Genomic DNA, 14203 nt, shown 5'->3' with positions numbered 1-14203 from the left:
GGCTTACTTGCCGCGCCCCTCGGTGAGGAAGAGCAGGAAGGCGAAAGCCGGGAAACAGAAGCCGATCCAGGCTGTCATCGTCCATCCACCCGCCGCATAGGCCCAGCCGCCGAGCGCGGAGCCGAGAGCGCCGCCGGCAAAGAAGGTCGCCATGTAGAGACCGTTCAGACGGCTGCGATGGTCGGCGCTGATCGCATAGATCGCGCGCTGGCCGCAGACCAGATTGGTCGTCACGCCGAAATCCAGAAGGATCGCTGCTGCCGTCAAAAGGATGAGCGCGGTCAGCGAGCCGTCGGCTGCGAAATGGCTGATGACGAAGGACACCATGCCGAGCAGCATGGCAAAGGCCGAAGCGATCTGCGTCAGCCCACGATCGGCCAGGCGTCCGGCAATCGGCGAGGCGACGGCACCGGCAGCGCCGGCAAGCGCGAAGAGCGCGATACCGTTCTGGGTCAGGCCGAAAGCCGGGCTTGCAAGCAAAAGCGGCGTCGTCGTCCAGAACAGGCTGAAGGCACCGAACATTCCGGCCTGATAGAGCGCGCGGCGCTGCAGGATGCGGGAGGTCATCGCAAGGTGCAGCATCGAGGCAAGCAGTGCACCGTAGCCGAGCTTCGTGTGCGGGGTGCGAACCGGCAGATTTGCGCGCAGGATGAGGACCAGCCCGACCATGACGACCGCGGTGATGTAGTAGACCATGTGCCACGACGAGGCTTCGGCGATGAAGCTCGCAAAGGGGCGGGCCAGCATGATGCCGCAGAGAAGGCCGCCCATGACGTTGCCGACGACACGGCCGCGCATCGCATCCGGCGCCATATGGGCGGCGAAAGGCACCAGAACCTGCACCGCGACCGAAGAGAGGCCGATACAGAGCGAGGCCAGCAGGAACAGGGCGGGCGTTGAGGAGAGTGCTGCGCCGACGAGCGCGACTGCCGATACTAGGATCAGCATCAGCACGAGGCGGCGGTTCTCGAGCAGGTCGCCGAGCGGCACGATGAGGAGCAGGCCGAGACCGTAGCCGATCTGCGTCAGCGTCACGATCAGGCCCGTGGCTGCCGGCGTGAAGCCGAGATCGGCACTGATCGGGCCGGCCAGTGGCTGGCCGTAATAGAGATTGGCGGCGACGAGGCCGCAGGCGGCCGCGAAAAGGAATGTCATCAAAGGCGAGATCGCCCGGGGTATAGCGGTCTCATTCGTTGCAGTTGAAATGCTCATGAAAAACTCCGGTATGCTGATCTGGGGGAGGATCGGTCTTGAAGTCGTTCTGCGCCACCCGCTTGTTGCGGGCGAAGCGCTGTCAGTCGAGAAGTTTTATGGCGGCGTCCGCCACGGCGGTCATGTCGTCCTCTCGGCGGCCGGTCTTGCCGGCGACGCGCATGCCCTTCGTCAGGCACAGCAGGGCGCGGGCAGCCGTTACAGCGTCCAGCGTTTTTAGGATCGAGCCGTCGGACTGGCCGAGCCGGATGAGGTTCAGCAGCAAGTCCTCGTTGGCGGCAAAAGCAGCGGCGACGCGTTCCGCGGCCTCCTCGTCGAAGATCGCAAGCTCGTTGGCGCTACCGACGACGAGGCAGCCGCGACGGCCGATGACGCCATGCGATGACGCAGCGTAAAAGCGCAGGATTTCACGGATTTTGTCGCGGCCGGTCTCGACCCTGTCCAGGCGCTCATCAAGCAGGCCGCGGCGCACGGCGCGGTACCGGTCAAAGGCGGCAAGAAAGATGCCGCGCTTGTCTTTGAAGGCCTTGTAGACGCTTCCGGAGGTAAGCTCCATCGCGTCCGTCAATTCGCTGATCGAGGCTGCGTGGTAGCCGCGCTCGGAAAAGACGCAGAGCGCCTTGTCGAGCGCAGCGTCCGTGTCGAATTCGCGCGGCCTGCCGCGGGATCGGATTTTGTCATCGAGGGTTGCCGTCGTCATGGCTCACCTAATTAGGAAATGATCGTTTCCAAATCAAGCGAAACTTTTGCGACACGACAAAATCAGAGGTCGAGAACCCAGGTCTGGCCGTTTTCCTCTGGCCCGAACATGCGGTGTCTCTCTTCGGAGACAAGACGGAAACCGGCTTTGACATAGATGCTGCGTGCGGCGTGCAGAACGTCGTTGGTCCAGAGCGATATCTGGCGGTAACCTTTCGCCCGCGCGAAGCGAATGCACTCGTCGACCAGCGTCTTGCCGAGACCAAGCCCGCGCGCGGCCTCGTCGACATAGAGAAGGCGGAGCTTGGCAACGCCGTCGCCGCCGTTCGTCACAAGAATAGACCCGACGTTGATGCCATTGCGCTCGGCGATCCAGCAATATTCCATCGCAGGATCGAAGGTCGCCAGGAACTTGCCGGCGACCTCGGCCACCAGGCCTTCGAAGCGCATGTCCCAGCCATATTCCTCGGCATAGGCCTTGCCCTGGCTCTGCACGATCCAGCCGATATCGCCGGGTCTATGTGCGCGGATGACCGCGGGGGACGGTTTGACGCCCGGGTCGAGCAGCGAGCGGATGGTTTGCATCGCGTTTAAGACGCTTTGCGACTCGCCAAGGGCAAGCGCATCGAAACGTTCGGCGATCTGCACATTCGAGCGGCGGCCGAGTTCCTGCAATTGCTCCTCTCCCTTGCCGGTGACCGTGATGATCTGGCTGCGCAGGTCGGCGGGATCGGCCTTCGTCTCGATGAGACCGTCGCTGCGGAAGCGCTTCAGAATGCGGCTGAGATAGGCGGGATCGAGATGCAGGTCGCGGACGAGCGCGACGGCGGTTATTCCGTCGTGCGAGCCGATCTCGAACAGCACCCGTGCGTCCGTCAAGGTGAACGGCGAGTCGAGATAGGCCTTGTTCAGCACGCCGAGGAAGTTGGTGTAGAAGCGATTGAAGTCGCGGGCGGCATCGATAAGGGAGGAATCGGGCATGGACAAAATCTCCTGATAGGAGACTTTGTCCTGCAATTGATTGACTCAGTCAAGTAAACTGCATGTTATGCAGCTTCTGTTTCATCGCTCCGCTCCTTGCCGATTGAAAAATCGACGGCCGCCCTTGCATGGATCGCCGTGGTGTCGAAGCCGGGCAGAGGCAGCTTGCCGGGGTCCAGGATGAGGCAGATCTCGGTGCAGCCTAGAATGATGCTGTCTGCGCCTTTGGCGCGTTCGCGTTCGATGATTTCCATCAGCTTCGTCCGCGAACTGTCGAGCACCTTTCCGGCGCAAAGTTCGTTGAAGATGATGTCGTGAACGATGGTGCGGTCGGCTGCATCCGGGACCGTCACGTTGACGCCCAGGCCCTTCATGCGGTCCGCGTAAAAACCATGCTCCATCGTGTAGCGGGTTGCGAGCAGCAGCGGACGCTTGCGGCCGGCTGCCTTGAGCGACTTCGCCGTCTCGTCGATGATATGGATCAGCGGAACCGAGAGGCGCGATGCCACCTGATCGGCGATCAGGTGCATGGTATTGGTGCAGATGAGAACGCAGCGGACGCCGGCGGTCTGCAGGCGAAGCGCTGCATTGCCGAGGCGTGCTGCAGCGCCGTCCCAGTCGCCGGCCTTCTGCATGGCGACGATCTCTTCGAAATTGACGGAATGCATGACGAGTTCGGCCGATGCGAGACCGCCAAGGCGTTCGCGCACCATCTCGTTCACCAGACGATAATAGACCGCCGAGCTTTCAAAGCTCATGCCGCCGATCAGGCCAATTGTCTGCATTTCCACGCTCCTGCTTTTTGATTTCTGACGCGTAAAGCATGCCTCAGTCGCTGCGCCGAATGTTTGCATTCTTTGACGTTGATTGCAGTAACGAACTATCAGTTTGCGTAAGATTTCTGTAATGTGCAAAAAATCAGCGTCAATTAAAGAGATGGCAATGCTTGATGATCGCGATAGAAAGATTCTCGACCTTCTCCAGGCCGATGCCGGCATTTCCGTAAGCGATCTTGCAGAGCGCGTCGCGCTTTCGGTTTCGGCCTGTTCACGGCGCATCCAGCGCCTTGAGGAAAGCGGCCACATCGCTCGACGCATCGTCGTGCTCGACCGCGAAAAGATGGGCGTGCCGACCACCGTCTTTGCGCTGATCAAGACGGCGCATCATTCCGACGAATGGATTGAGACGTTTCGCAGGGCGATCAGCGGCATTCCGGAGATCGTCGAGGCCCATCGGCTGACGGGCAATCAGGATTACATCCTGAAGATCGTGCTGCCGCGCGTCGAACATTACGACGTCATCTACAAGCAGATCGTCCGCAAGATCGAGCTGTTCGACGTCTCGGCTTCGATTTCCATGGAGATATTGAAAAGCGGCAGCGCGATCCCGGTCGGCTATGCCGATTAAGATCGCACGGCAGCTATGTCGAACCGGCCGTTGAAACCTCCCTGCAAAGGGCGACATTTGCGTCAGCAAAACAGCAAAAAGGTTATGTCATGAGCGATCATCGGGTCGTCGTTGTCGGCGGGGGTTTCGGCGGGCTACAACTCGTCAACGGGCTCAAGGGTACAGGGGCCAAGATCACACTGGTCGATCGTCGCAACCACCATCTCTTCCAGCCGCTGCTCTATCAGGTCGCGACGACGATCCTATCGACATCGGAGATCGCCTGGCCGATCCGTCATCTCTACAGCAACAGGCCGGATGTTACGACGTTGCTCGGCGAAGTCACCGGCGTCGACACCGCGGCAAAGCAAGTGACGTTACGCGGCGGATTGACGTTAGGTTATGATACGCTTGTTCTGGCCACGGGCGCAACGCATGCCTATTTCGGCCGCGACGAGTGGGCGCCCGTCGCACCAGGCCTGAAAACGCTGGAGGACGCGACGACGATCCGCCGGCGCGTGCTGCTCGCCTTCGAGCGTGCGGAGACGGAAACCGATCCGGTCACGCGTGATGCGCTTCTGACCTTCGCAATCGTCGGCGCAGGACCGACCGGAGTCGAACTTGCCGGCATCATCGCCGAGCTGGCGCGCAAGACGCTGCCGCGGGAATTCCGCAACATCGATACGCGCAAGGCGAAGGTCGTGCTGATCGAGGCGGGGCCGCGGGTGCTGGCAAGCTTCGCCGAGGAGCTTTCGGCTTATGCGCAGCAGGCGCTCGAAAAGCTCGGCGTCGAGGTTCACCTCGGCGAGTTCGTAACGGACTGCACCGCCGCCGGCGTGAAAGTCGGCGAGAAGTTCATTGCCAGCAAGACGATCGTCTGGGCGGCTGGCGTGCAGGCCTCGCCTGCGGCAAAATGGCTAGATATTCCCGCCGATCGGGCAGGGCGGGCAATTGTCGAAAAAGACCTTCGCGCGCCGGGATTGCCAGATGTCTTCGTCATCGGCGATACGGCGTCCGTCGTTCAGGACAACGGCAAGCCGGTGCCCGGGATCGCGCCTGCCGCCAAGCAGCAGGGCGCTTACGTCGCAAAGGTCATCCGCGCGCGCCTACAGGCAAAGCCGGCACCAGGACCTTTCCGGTACTGGCATCAGGGAAGCCTTGCGACGATCGGGAAAAGCGCTGCCATCATCGATTTCGGCAAGATCAAGCTGAAGGGGTGGATCGCCTGGTGGATATGGGGCATTGCCCATATCTACTTCCTGATCGGGACGCGCTCGCGCTTTGCCGTTGCCTGGAGCTGGCTGTGGATCTATCTCAGCGGTCAGCACAGCGCGCGGCTGATCACCCAGAAGGAAACCATGCGGGAAGAGAATTAAGAGAAAGGCGGCTCGGGTGAGCCGCCCTTCCGTTGTCAGGCCGCCAGCGAGGCGATGTCGATGACGAAGCGGTAGCGCACGTCGCTCTTGATGACGCGCTCGTAGGCTTCGTTGATGTCCTGGATGGCGATCTTCTCGATTTCGGAGACGATGTTGTGCGCGCCGCAGAAATCGAGCATTTCCTGCGTTTCCTTGATCGAGCCGATCATTGAACCCGAAAGGCTCTTGCGGCCGGCGATGACGGAGAAGGCGTGGACAGGAACAGCATGTTCCGGAACGCCGACAAGCACCATGGAACCGTCGAACTTCAGGAGGTTGAGGTAGGCGTTCCAGTTGATCGCCGTGCCGACCGTGTTGATGATCAGGTCGAAGGTGCCGGCGAGCTTCTTGAAGGTCTCGGCATCGTTGGTAGCGTAATAGTCCTTGGCGCCGAGCTTCAGGCCGTCTTCCTTCTTCGACAGCGTCTGGCTGAGCACGGTGATGTCGGCGCCCATGGCGGCGCCGAGCTTGACGCCCATGTGGCCGAGACCGCCCATGCCGACGATTGCGACCTTCTTGCCGGGACCGGCCCCCCAGTGACGAAGCGGCGAATAGAGCGTGATGCCGGCGCAAAGCAGCGGCGCGCCGGCATCGAGCGGGATGTTGTCCGGGAAGGAGAGGACATAGCCTTCCTTGACGACGATCGAGTCGGAATAGCCACCATAGGTCGGCGTTTCGCCGTCCGCTTCGACGTCGTTGTAGGTCTGGGTGAGACCTGGCAAGAAATGCTCGTAATCGAGATCGCGTGTGGCACAGCCGATGCAGGAATTGACGAAGCAGCCGACGCCCACGCGGTCGCCGACCTTGAACTTCGTGACCTTCGAGCCGACAGCCGAAACCACACCTGCAACTTCATGGCCCGGCACCATCGGGTAACGCGAATTGCCCCATTCGTTGCGGGCCTGGTGGATATCGGAATGGCAGACGCCGCAATATTGGACGGAAATGACGACGTCATCGTCATTCGGTTCACGGCGTTCGAAGGTGAAGGGCGCCAGCGGTTTTGACGCGTCAGTGGCGGCATAGCCTTTTGCAATAGCCATCTGAATCTTCCTTTGATTTGAGGAATTGGACGGCCGGACAATGCATCGAAACTGCAAGGTGGCGTTAGAGCGATCCTGCGAGCTTTTTGCACGATCCTGCAAATCCGCTACCCGCCAGCAAAATGCTATTGGCGGAAGTCGCAGGTTCGGTGCTGTCATTCAGGTGTGCTGGGCCGTGCTACAGGATGATGATCAGCGGACCTTCACGTGTGAAAAACGTCGCCACGCAGATTGTCGGGATATGCGCAACGCCTCCAACTAACCCCGCGGGACCGACGCGTTTCCACGACCGATTGGAGTTGGTGCTCTTCCCCTCAACCGCTTCTTGAGCCGGCCTGAGTAGAGCTAGCAATCTTTCCGTTGTTGCCTCGCCGCAATGCACTCTAAAATGCGGCCGTATTCAGCGACTAGCGTGTCCAATTCGAAGGCTGCCTTCGCAGTCAGGGTTCACCTGACCTGTCAGGATAATCCGGACAATTCGAAGTCAAATGTTCCTCTTCAGCTCTGTGGTTCGCCAATTTCTATTGCGTGCCCATCCGGATCGTAAAAACGGAAGACCCTCTGTCCCCACGCTTGTTTTTCTACGGGGTGAATCAACTCCACATGCGGCGCGATCTTTTCAAAGGCGGCATCGACATCGCCATGTTCGAAATACAAAAGCAAGTTTCTTCGCCCATAGGATTCGGCTCCGTCACGCGCCTGGCGCCAGACCGTTTGTTCAAGCGATCGTCCCTCATGGATTGCAAAGCCGGACTCGAAAAGGACGAAATTTCCGGCGTCCTCTATAATTTTCAGGCCGAGCAGCTGGTTGTAGAATTCCTTCGAGCGATTGATGTCGCGAACGAAAGGAATAGGATTGATAAAACGCATCATTTTCCTCTCGACAGGCTCAAATTCATTGCCGCAAGATACTGACCAAAGCGCGCGAGTTCCGCATGAGGCTTTTGCAACTTGGCAGAATAGGAGGTTTCGCGAATGCCGCAACGGCCGATCCTGACGCCGAGCTGTCCTCAGCGGTCCATTTCCGCAATGGCGGCCACTCCCTTGCTTCCCGAGACCTGATAATGCGACTTCGGGTTTGTAGGATGCTGCCGTGAAGCTTAGATAAGGTGGACCTGCACCATCTCAGAACGAGTTATCCCATGACATTGCCCTTCAACCCTTATCAGGAAATCGCGTCTATCGCGGCGCGCCATACGTCCGGGGAGGGCGAGTTCGCGACGGCCATCGGCAACCTCTTCCTGAGCCGCCGTTCAAAGCCGGCGGGACCCTTTCACTCGGCCTACCGCCCGTGCGTCGCTATGGTGCTGCAGGGCGCAAAGAGCGTCAGGCTCGGGACGGAAACGCTGAACTACGGCACCGGCGACTATCTTCTGACGTCACTTGACCTTCCGGTCGCTTGGCGCGTGACGGAGGCAAGCCCGGAGGCGCCCCATCTATGCTTTGCAATGGCGATCGATGCCGAAAGGGTTGCTGCGCTTCTGCGCCGCGTCGATATCCCCCGTCCAGCGGCGCATACCGAGGGGCTGCGGGGCATGGCGGTCAACGCCGCGCCGCCGGAACTGCTGGAGGCGGCCGTGCGGCTGGTGCGCCTGCTTGACCGTCCAAATGATATCGCTGCCATGGCACCGCTGATCGAGCAGGAAATCCTCTATCGCGTGCTGACCGGGCCCGTCGGCCCGCACCTCTTGAACATTGCGCTCGCAGAAAGCCAGAGCAACAGGATTGCCCGCGCCGTGGGATGGCTCAGGGAAAATTATGCAAGACCTTTAAGGATTGAAGCGCTCGCCGAGCTTGTTGGCATGAGCGTCTCGTCGTTCCATCATCATTTCAAATCTGTCACCGCGCTGACGCCGGTGCAGTTCCAGAAGCAGCTCCGCCTGCACGAGGCGCGTCGCTTGATGCTGGTCGAGCGGCTGGATGCCGGAATGGCCGGGCATCGCGTCGGATATCAAAGCCCGTCGCAGTTCAGCCGGGAATACAGTCGTCTCTACGGCATCTCGCCTGCGCGCGACGTCGACGCAGAGCGCTTGGCGACCGCTGCCGAATAAAGCGGCCGGCTCCAGAAAATTTTTGCTTCGCCTCTCGTCCCCCTCTTGACGGGTGAGGGCGACTGCGCGATAAGCATCCACGAACCGTACCGTACGGTACGTATTTTGGGAGCGCATATCGTGTCTGTCGAAACCTTGGAGCCCAGCGAATTTTCGCCGCGTCAGAACGCCGTTCTGGAGCAGGCGCTGCAGCTCCTTGTCGATGGCGGGGAGAAGGCGCTGACGACGTCGGGCGTCGCACGCGCTGCCAACTGCTCCAAGGAAAGCCTCTACAAATGGTTCGGCGACCGCGATGGCCTGCTGTCGGCGATGATTGCCTATCAGGCCAGCAAGGTGCGCACGTTCGAGCGCAACGGCGAACGGCTGACGGCGACGAGTCTGCATGACCATGTCGTCCTCTTCGCACGCGACCTGCTGGAGGTTCTGGCCGGCGATGTTTCGCTGGCGCTAAACAGGCTGGCGATCGGCCAGTCGCATCGCGACGGCTCGAAGCTCGGCAAGCTGCTTCTGGAGCGCGGCCGCCGCCAGATCGACCGCCGCGCCATGGCGCTGATCGATGCGGGGAAGCGGGCAGGGCTGCTGCGCTTTTATGATGCCGACGAGGCCTATCACACGCTTTACGGCCTGATCGTCTCTGACCTGCATGTGCGCATGCTGCTCGGCGAGCCAGGTCTCAAGGATACCGCGCGGCAGGCGGAGAGGGCGGTGACTGCTTTCCTCCGCCTCTACGGCACGGAGAAGGTTTTGGCGGAAATGCCGGCGCTGAGCTGAGTTCCGCTGTTTTACCAATCAACACGACAAGCAAAAGGGAAGGAACTTCAAATGCGCGTCTATTACGATCGTGATGCCGATCTCAACCTCATCAAGTCCAAGAAGGTCGCCGTCATCGGCTACGGTTCGCAGGGCCGCGCCCACGCGCTGAACCTGAAGGACAGCGGCGCCGGCAACGTCGTCATCGCGCTCAAGGCTGGTTCGCCGACCGTCAAGAAGGCCGAAGCCGACGGCTTTAAGGTCATGACGGTTGCAGAAGCCGCCAAGTGGGCCGACCTGATGATGATGGCGACGCCTGACGAGCTGCAGGCCGACATCTACAAGTCGGAAATCGCTGCCAACATCCGCGACGGCGCCGCGATCGCTTTCGCACACGGCCTCAACGTCCACTTCGGCCTCATCGAGCCGAAGGCTTCCGTTGACGTCGTCATGATCGCGCCGAAGGGCCCGGGCCATACGGTTCGCGGCGAATACCAGAAGGGCGGCGGCGTTCCCTGCCTCGTTGCCGTTCACCAGAACGCGTCCGGCAATGCGCTTGAACTCGCTCTCTCCTACGCCTGCGGCGTCGGCGGCGGCCGTTCGGGCATCATCGAGACCAATTTCCGCGAAGAATGCGAAACCGACCTCTTCGGCGAACAGGTCGTTCTATGCGGCGGTCTCGTCGAGCTCATCCGCGCTGGTTTCGAAACGCTGGTCGAAGCCGGCTACGCTCCGGAAATGGCGTATTTCGAGTGCCTGCACGAAGTGAAGCTGATCGTCGACCTGATCTATGAAGGCGGCATCGCCAACATGAACTACTCGATCTCGAACACGGCCGAGTGGGGCGAATATGTCACCGGCCCGCGCATCATCACCGAAGAAACCAAGGCCGAAATGAAGCGCGTCCTGAAAGACATCCAGACCGGCAAGTTCACGTCGGAATGGATGCAGGAATACCGCGCCGGCGGCTCGCGCTTCAAGGGCATCCGCCGCGTCAACGACTCGCACCAGATCGAAGAAGTCGGCGCGAAGCTCCGCGGCATGATGCCGTGGATCGGCAAGAACAAGCTGGTCGACAAGAGCGTGAACTAGGCGCGTCTTGACTGCTGGAATTGGAAGGGCCGGGGCGGAAGCTCCGGCCCTTTCATTATTGTGCTCGCAGGTGAAGCCAGCGCGTCGGCTTGTTGTCGTAGCCGCTACCATCGACTTCATCGATGGTGATGTTCCGCCAGCCGCCGGCCATCAGCAATTCAAACAGACAGGCCGCGGAAAGGTAGTTGTAATACCGGCCGAAGCTATCGTGTCCCTCTGCCGTCCCCGCCTTGAAGCTTGCATGGAGCGCGCCGCCATCCTTCAGCGCCTGGCGGATACGGGCTAGCACAGCGGGCAAGTCCTTTCGCGGCACATGCAGCAGGCTGGCCTCGGCCCAGACGCCGTCGAATTCGTCTTTGGCTTCCAACTCCTCGAAGCGCATCACCTTGACGGGCTTGCCGATCAGTTTTTCAGCTTGCTTGGCCAGTTCCACCGAGCCATCCGTCGCCATCACGTCGAAGCCTTTGGAGAGCATATAGGCACTATCCTGTCCACCGCCGCAACCGAGTTCGAGGATGCAGGCGCCGGAAGGTAGGGCGGAGAGAAACGCGTCGAGCCGCGCCGTCGGCAGCTTGCGGTTCCGCAAGGCATAGACTTCGGCATTTTCGTCATAGAATGAGGGCGTCATCAAGCTTTCTCGAAATCAACGGTACGCTCCAAATCTTTGAAGTGAGCGTCCAGCGTTAAAATATCGGTATCGTGAAGCTCTGCCGTCGCATAGACGATAGCGTCGGCCATGGCCAGCTTGTGAGAGGCCGAGACCTCTGACGCCCGCCGGGCGAGCATTGTATCGAGCGGTACGACGATGCATGTGGCGGGTCAAAGCGGTCGTTTCTGTCGCGGTAATTCTCTGGGTTTGCGCCTTGCGCAAGGCCGCGGAGATCGTTCAATCCCGGCACAGGCATCAGCAATACGCCTTTTCCTTTCGGGAGAAAGACGAATTCCCGTCCGGCCGACCAATGTTGTTGGTCCCGGACCTCCTTCGGAATGGAAATCTGAAATTTCGCAGATAAGGTCGCAGTTGCCATTCTTGCCTCTGCTTTATCGATATCCATAAGGCAAGAATACAGCATGGGCAGTCAAGATCCGCTCAATTTCCTTTGTCTCGCTATTCCTGTGCTTGCAGCTTTCGAATACAAGACCTGAAACTTGTTACCAGGACAAGAAAATAGGTCAGCATTATTGACATAAATGCCGCTGCATGGTCTGGTGGCGGCTATAGAAAATATGAGGAAATGCCCATGTTGAATTGGGAGAATATGTTTGCGACGCGATCGTCGCGCATGCGTGCATCGGAAATCCGCGAGCTGCTGAAGCTTCTCGATCAGCCGGACATCATTTCGTTTGCCGGCGGCATTCCGGATCCGGCGCTGTTTCCCGACAAGGAATTCCAGGCGGCCTATGCCGATATTTTCAATAGTGCGGCAGTGAGCTCGGCGCTGCAGTATTCGGTGAGCGAAGGTTACAAGCCGCTACGCGAATGGCTGGTGAAGCAGATGGCTGCGCTCGATATCCCCTGTGAGCTCGACAATGTCTTCATCGTTTCGGGTTCGCAGCAGGGCCTCGATTATCTTGGCAAGCTCTTCCTGTCGCCGAAGGATACGGCGCTCGTCACCTGGCCGACCTATCTCGGCGCGTTGCAGGCCTTCAATGCATACGAGCCGTCTTACGATCAGTTGACGCCGAACGGCAACCGGACGCCGGATTCCTACCGCGCCACCGCCGCCCAGAACGGCGGCAAGGTGAAGTTCGCCTATCTCTCGGCGGACTTCTCGAACCCGACCGGCGAGACCGTCGATCGCGCGGGCCGTGAAAAGGTACTCGAACTTGCGGAAGAACTCGATATCGCCGTTATCGAAGATGCCGCCTATCAGTCGCTGCGTTATGACGGCGAGCCGATCCCGCCGATCCTGGCGCTGGAGATCGCCAAGAAGGGGCATATCGACAACACGCGCACGATCTATTGCGGTAGCTTCTCGAAGACGCTGGCGCCCGGTCTTCGCGTCGGTTTCGTCGTCGCCAACGCGCCGGTTATCCGCAAGCTGGTGCTGATGAAGCAGGCCGCTGACCTGCATTCCTCGACGATCAACCAGATGGCGATCACCCAGGTCGCCGAGCGCGGCTTCGATGCGCAGGTCGCAAAGATCAAGGCGGCCTACAGCCACCGCCGCGACGCGATGCTGGCCGCACTTGCCAAGCATATGCCAGCCGGTATCACCTGGACGAAGCCGGAAGGCGGCATGTTCATCTGGATCACGCTGCCGAAGGGCATGGACGGTGCGGCGCTTCTTGCAAAATCGATCGAGACCGCAAAGGTCGCCTTCGTTCCCGGCAGGGCCTTCTTTGCCGACGGCTCGGGCGAAAACACGATCCGCGTCAGTTTCTCCTGCGCCAACGACGTCATGATCGAGGAAGGCATCGGCCGCCTCGGCAAGCTGATCGCAAAGGAAATCGAAGGCTGAGCGCCGCCGATCCCTTAGAAGCCTATTTCTTCAGGTGCGGGGCGAACAATTCCATGTCCGCCTCACTCAGACGGTCGCTCGCCGTATTGAGCTGGTGCCAATAGGGATAGATCACCGGCGGCAGGCTGACGTCGTCGAGGCGCCTGCGCTCCTCCTCGGTCAGCTTCAGTTCGGCAGCGGCGAGGTTGTCCTTGAACTGCGCTTCGGTGCGCCCGCCGATGATGACGGAAGTCACGGCCTTGCGGCCGATCAGCCAGGCAAGCGCCACCTGCGCGGCCGATACACCGCGGCTCTCGGCGATCGCCACCAGCGTCTCGACGATATTCCAGAGGCGGTTTTCGTCGCGGATCGGTGGTTCGGTCCATCCGGCAAACTGACGGGTACCTTCCGGAGCGGCCTGATTGCGGCGATGCTTGCCGGAGAGGAGACCACCCGCCAGCGGGCTCCAGACGAGAACCCCGAGCCCCTGATCGATGCTGACGGGCAGCAGCTCGTATTCGGCGTCGCGGGCTTCGAGCGTATAGTGGATCTGCTGGCTGACGAAGCGCTGGCGCTTGTCCCTTTCGCTAATGCCGAGCGCCTTCATGATGTGCCAGCCTGAAAAGTTCGAGCAGCCGACATAGCGGACCTTGCCCTGGTGCACGAGCGTATCGAGGGCCTCCATGGTTTCTTCGAGCGGCGTCTGGCCGTCCCATTCGTGAAGCTGATAGAGATCGATGACATCGGTCTTCAGGCGCTTGAGGCTTGCCTCGCAGGCCGCGATCAGGTGCTGGCGCGACGAGCCCGCATCGTTCGGGCCGTCGCCCATCGGGAAGCGCGCCTTAGTCGCGATCAGCACGCCGTTCTTGCGCTTGCCGCCGAGGACTTCGCCAAGAATTTCCTCCGAGACGCCGGCCGAATAGACATCGGCGGTGTCGATCAGGTTGACGCCCGCATCGAGGCACAGATCGACAAGGCGGCGGGCTTCGGAAACGCCGAGATCGCCGACCATCTTCGCCCAGCCCTTGCCGCCGAAGGTCATCGTGCCCATCGTCACGGTCGAAATCTTGAGGCCCGAGTGGCCAAGTAGACGATATTCCATTGCTCATCTCCCAAATTCAAAATCAAAAAAG

Annotated in this window: 14 protein-coding genes and 2 pseudogenes; 6 read left to right on the top strand and 10 right to left on the bottom strand. The window is 60.3% G+C overall.

Annotated features, from left to right (window positions below; translation table 11 throughout):
• Positions 1–3: 3 nt before the first annotated feature.
• The 4 genes from ISN39_RS10330 to ISN39_RS10315 all read right to left on the bottom strand — a co-directional run bounded on the left by ISN39_RS10330 (position 4) and on the right by ISN39_RS10315 (position 3677).
• Positions 4–1212: an MFS transporter gene (locus tag ISN39_RS10330; protein WP_194729985.1), complete on the bottom strand. Its 1209-nt coding sequence runs from the start codon at positions 1210–1212 to the stop codon at positions 4–6.
• Positions 1213–1294: 82 nt separating this feature from the next.
• Positions 1295–1912, bottom strand: coding sequence for a TetR/AcrR family transcriptional regulator (locus ISN39_RS10325; protein WP_194729984.1), 618 nt, complete (start codon positions 1910–1912; stop codon positions 1295–1297).
• 62 nt (positions 1913–1974) lie between these two features.
• A complete protein-coding gene (locus tag ISN39_RS10320) occupies positions 1975–2892 on the bottom strand; it encodes a helix-turn-helix domain-containing GNAT family N-acetyltransferase (protein WP_194729983.1) in 918 nt (305 codons plus the stop codon).
• A gap of 65 nt (positions 2893–2957) precedes the next feature.
• Positions 2958–3677 (bottom strand): aspartate/glutamate racemase family protein, encoded by a 720-nt coding sequence (locus ISN39_RS10315; RefSeq protein ID WP_194729982.1) that lies wholly within the window; start codon positions 3675–3677, stop codon positions 2958–2960.
• 157 nt (positions 3678–3834) lie between these two features.
• Here ISN39_RS10315 and ISN39_RS10310 point away from each other — a divergent pair, with 157 nt between their 5' ends.
• On the top strand, positions 3835–4299 hold the full coding sequence (locus ISN39_RS10310) for an Lrp/AsnC family transcriptional regulator (RefSeq protein WP_028739539.1): 465 nt from the start codon (positions 3835–3837) through the stop codon (positions 4297–4299).
• 89 nt (positions 4300–4388) lie between these two features.
• A complete protein-coding gene (locus ISN39_RS10305) occupies positions 4389–5654 on the top strand; it encodes an NAD(P)/FAD-dependent oxidoreductase (protein ID WP_194729981.1) in 1266 nt (421 codons plus the stop codon).
• Between the two features lie 35 nt (positions 5655–5689).
• On the opposite strand, the gene ISN39_RS10300 is transcribed toward ISN39_RS10305, so the two are convergent.
• Together ISN39_RS10300 and ISN39_RS10295 are read right to left on the bottom strand one after the other, a co-directional pair.
• Positions 5690–6736, bottom strand: a complete 1047-nt coding sequence (locus tag ISN39_RS10300) for an NAD(P)-dependent alcohol dehydrogenase (protein ID WP_194729980.1) — start codon at positions 6734–6736, stop codon at positions 5690–5692.
• A gap of 498 nt (positions 6737–7234) precedes the next feature.
• Positions 7235–7606 carry a VOC family protein gene (locus ISN39_RS10295; protein WP_194730151.1) on the bottom strand — a complete coding sequence of 124 codons (372 nt, stop codon included), beginning with the start codon at positions 7604–7606 and terminating at the stop codon, positions 7235–7237.
• A 272-nt stretch (positions 7607–7878) separates the two neighbouring features.
• On the opposite strand from ISN39_RS10295, the gene ISN39_RS10290 reads away from it, so the two are divergent.
• The 3 genes from ISN39_RS10290 (at position 7879) to ilvC (ending at position 10629) form a co-directional block, all read left to right on the top strand.
• Positions 7879–8787, top strand: a complete 909-nt coding sequence (locus ISN39_RS10290; RefSeq protein WP_074068864.1) for an AraC family transcriptional regulator — start codon at positions 7879–7881, stop codon at positions 8785–8787.
• Positions 8788–8892: 105 nt separating this feature from the next.
• Complete coding sequence (locus ISN39_RS10285) at positions 8893–9558, top strand: TetR/AcrR family transcriptional regulator C-terminal domain-containing protein (protein ID WP_194729979.1); 666 nt, start codon at positions 8893–8895, stop codon at positions 9556–9558.
• A gap of 51 nt (positions 9559–9609) precedes the next feature.
• Positions 9610–10629, top strand: coding sequence for a ketol-acid reductoisomerase (gene ilvC / locus ISN39_RS10280; RefSeq protein ID WP_022714456.1), 1020 nt, complete (start codon positions 9610–9612; stop codon positions 10627–10629).
• A gap of 55 nt (positions 10630–10684) precedes the next feature.
• Here the strand turns inward: ilvC and ISN39_RS10275 are convergent, their stop codons facing one another.
• The 3 genes and pseudogenes from ISN39_RS10275 to ISN39_RS37620 form a co-directional block, all read right to left on the bottom strand.
• Positions 10685–11257, bottom strand: a complete 573-nt coding sequence (locus ISN39_RS10275; protein WP_194729978.1) for a class I SAM-dependent methyltransferase — start codon at positions 11255–11257, stop codon at positions 10685–10687.
• A pseudogene (locus tag ISN39_RS10270) lies at positions 11257–11445 on the bottom strand (PIN domain-containing protein); the annotation flags it as partial. The gene ISN39_RS10275 and the pseudogene ISN39_RS10270, both read right to left, overlap by 1 nt.
• Before the next feature lie 5 nt (positions 11446–11450).
• Positions 11451–11657 (bottom strand): annotated as a pseudogene (locus tag ISN39_RS37620) (AbrB/MazE/SpoVT family DNA-binding domain-containing protein); the annotation flags it as partial.
• A 213-nt stretch (positions 11658–11870) separates the two neighbouring features.
• On the opposite strand from ISN39_RS37620, the gene ISN39_RS10260 reads away from it, so the two are divergent.
• The gene (locus tag ISN39_RS10260; protein WP_194729976.1) at positions 11871–13091 is read left to right on the top strand and encodes a PLP-dependent aminotransferase family protein; all 1221 of its coding nucleotides are present in this window, start codon (positions 11871–11873) and stop codon (positions 13089–13091) included.
• 22 nt (positions 13092–13113) lie between these two features.
• On the opposite strand, the gene ISN39_RS10255 is transcribed toward ISN39_RS10260, so the two are convergent.
• A complete protein-coding gene (locus ISN39_RS10255) occupies positions 13114–14172 on the bottom strand; it encodes an aldo/keto reductase (protein WP_194729975.1) in 1059 nt (352 codons plus the stop codon).
• Positions 14173–14203: the final 31 nt, after the last annotated feature.

It is taken from the genome of Rhizobium sp. 007 (assembly GCF_015353075.1).
In the GTDB taxonomy this organism is placed as follows: domain Bacteria; phylum Pseudomonadota; class Alphaproteobacteria; order Rhizobiales; family Rhizobiaceae; genus Rhizobium.
Note: the sequence above shows the minus strand (reverse complement) of the source record. Positions and strands in the feature narration are given on the sequence as shown.

Excerpts from the sequence above, each read along its gene's own strand:
- ISN39_RS10330 (WP_194729985.1), bottom strand. The coding sequence starts at position 1,212 with ATGAGCATTTCAACTGCAACGAATGAGACCGCTATACCCCGGGCGATC.
- ISN39_RS10295 (WP_194730151.1), bottom strand. The coding sequence starts at position 7,606 with ATGCGTTTTATCAATCCTATTCCTTTCGTTCGCGACATCAATCGCTCG.
- ilvC (WP_022714456.1), top strand. The coding sequence starts at position 9,610 with ATGCGCGTCTATTACGATCGTGATGCCGATCTCAACCTCATCAAGTCC.
- ISN39_RS10320 (WP_194729983.1), bottom strand. The coding sequence starts at position 2,892 with ATGCCCGATTCCTCCCTTATCGATGCCGCCCGCGACTTCAATCGCTTC.
- ISN39_RS10275 (WP_194729978.1), bottom strand. The coding sequence starts at position 11,257 with ATGACGCCCTCATTCTATGACGAAAATGCCGAAGTCTATGCCTTGCGG.
- ISN39_RS10290 (WP_074068864.1), top strand. The coding sequence starts at position 7,879 with ATGACATTGCCCTTCAACCCTTATCAGGAAATCGCGTCTATCGCGGCG.
- ISN39_RS10325 (WP_194729984.1), bottom strand. The coding sequence starts at position 1,912 with ATGACGACGGCAACCCTCGATGACAAAATCCGATCCCGCGGCAGGCCG.
- ISN39_RS10310 (WP_028739539.1), top strand. The coding sequence starts at position 3,835 with ATGCTTGATGATCGCGATAGAAAGATTCTCGACCTTCTCCAGGCCGAT.
- ISN39_RS10260 (WP_194729976.1), top strand. The coding sequence starts at position 11,871 with ATGTTGAATTGGGAGAATATGTTTGCGACGCGATCGTCGCGCATGCGT.
- ISN39_RS10255 (WP_194729975.1), bottom strand. The coding sequence starts at position 14,172 with ATGGAATATCGTCTACTTGGCCACTCGGGCCTCAAGATTTCGACCGTG.
- ISN39_RS10315 (WP_194729982.1), bottom strand. The coding sequence starts at position 3,677 with ATGCAGACAATTGGCCTGATCGGCGGCATGAGCTTTGAAAGCTCGGCG.
- ISN39_RS10300 (WP_194729980.1), bottom strand. The coding sequence starts at position 6,736 with ATGGCTATTGCAAAAGGCTATGCCGCCACTGACGCGTCAAAACCGCTG.
- ISN39_RS10305 (WP_194729981.1), top strand. The coding sequence starts at position 4,389 with ATGAGCGATCATCGGGTCGTCGTTGTCGGCGGGGGTTTCGGCGGGCTA.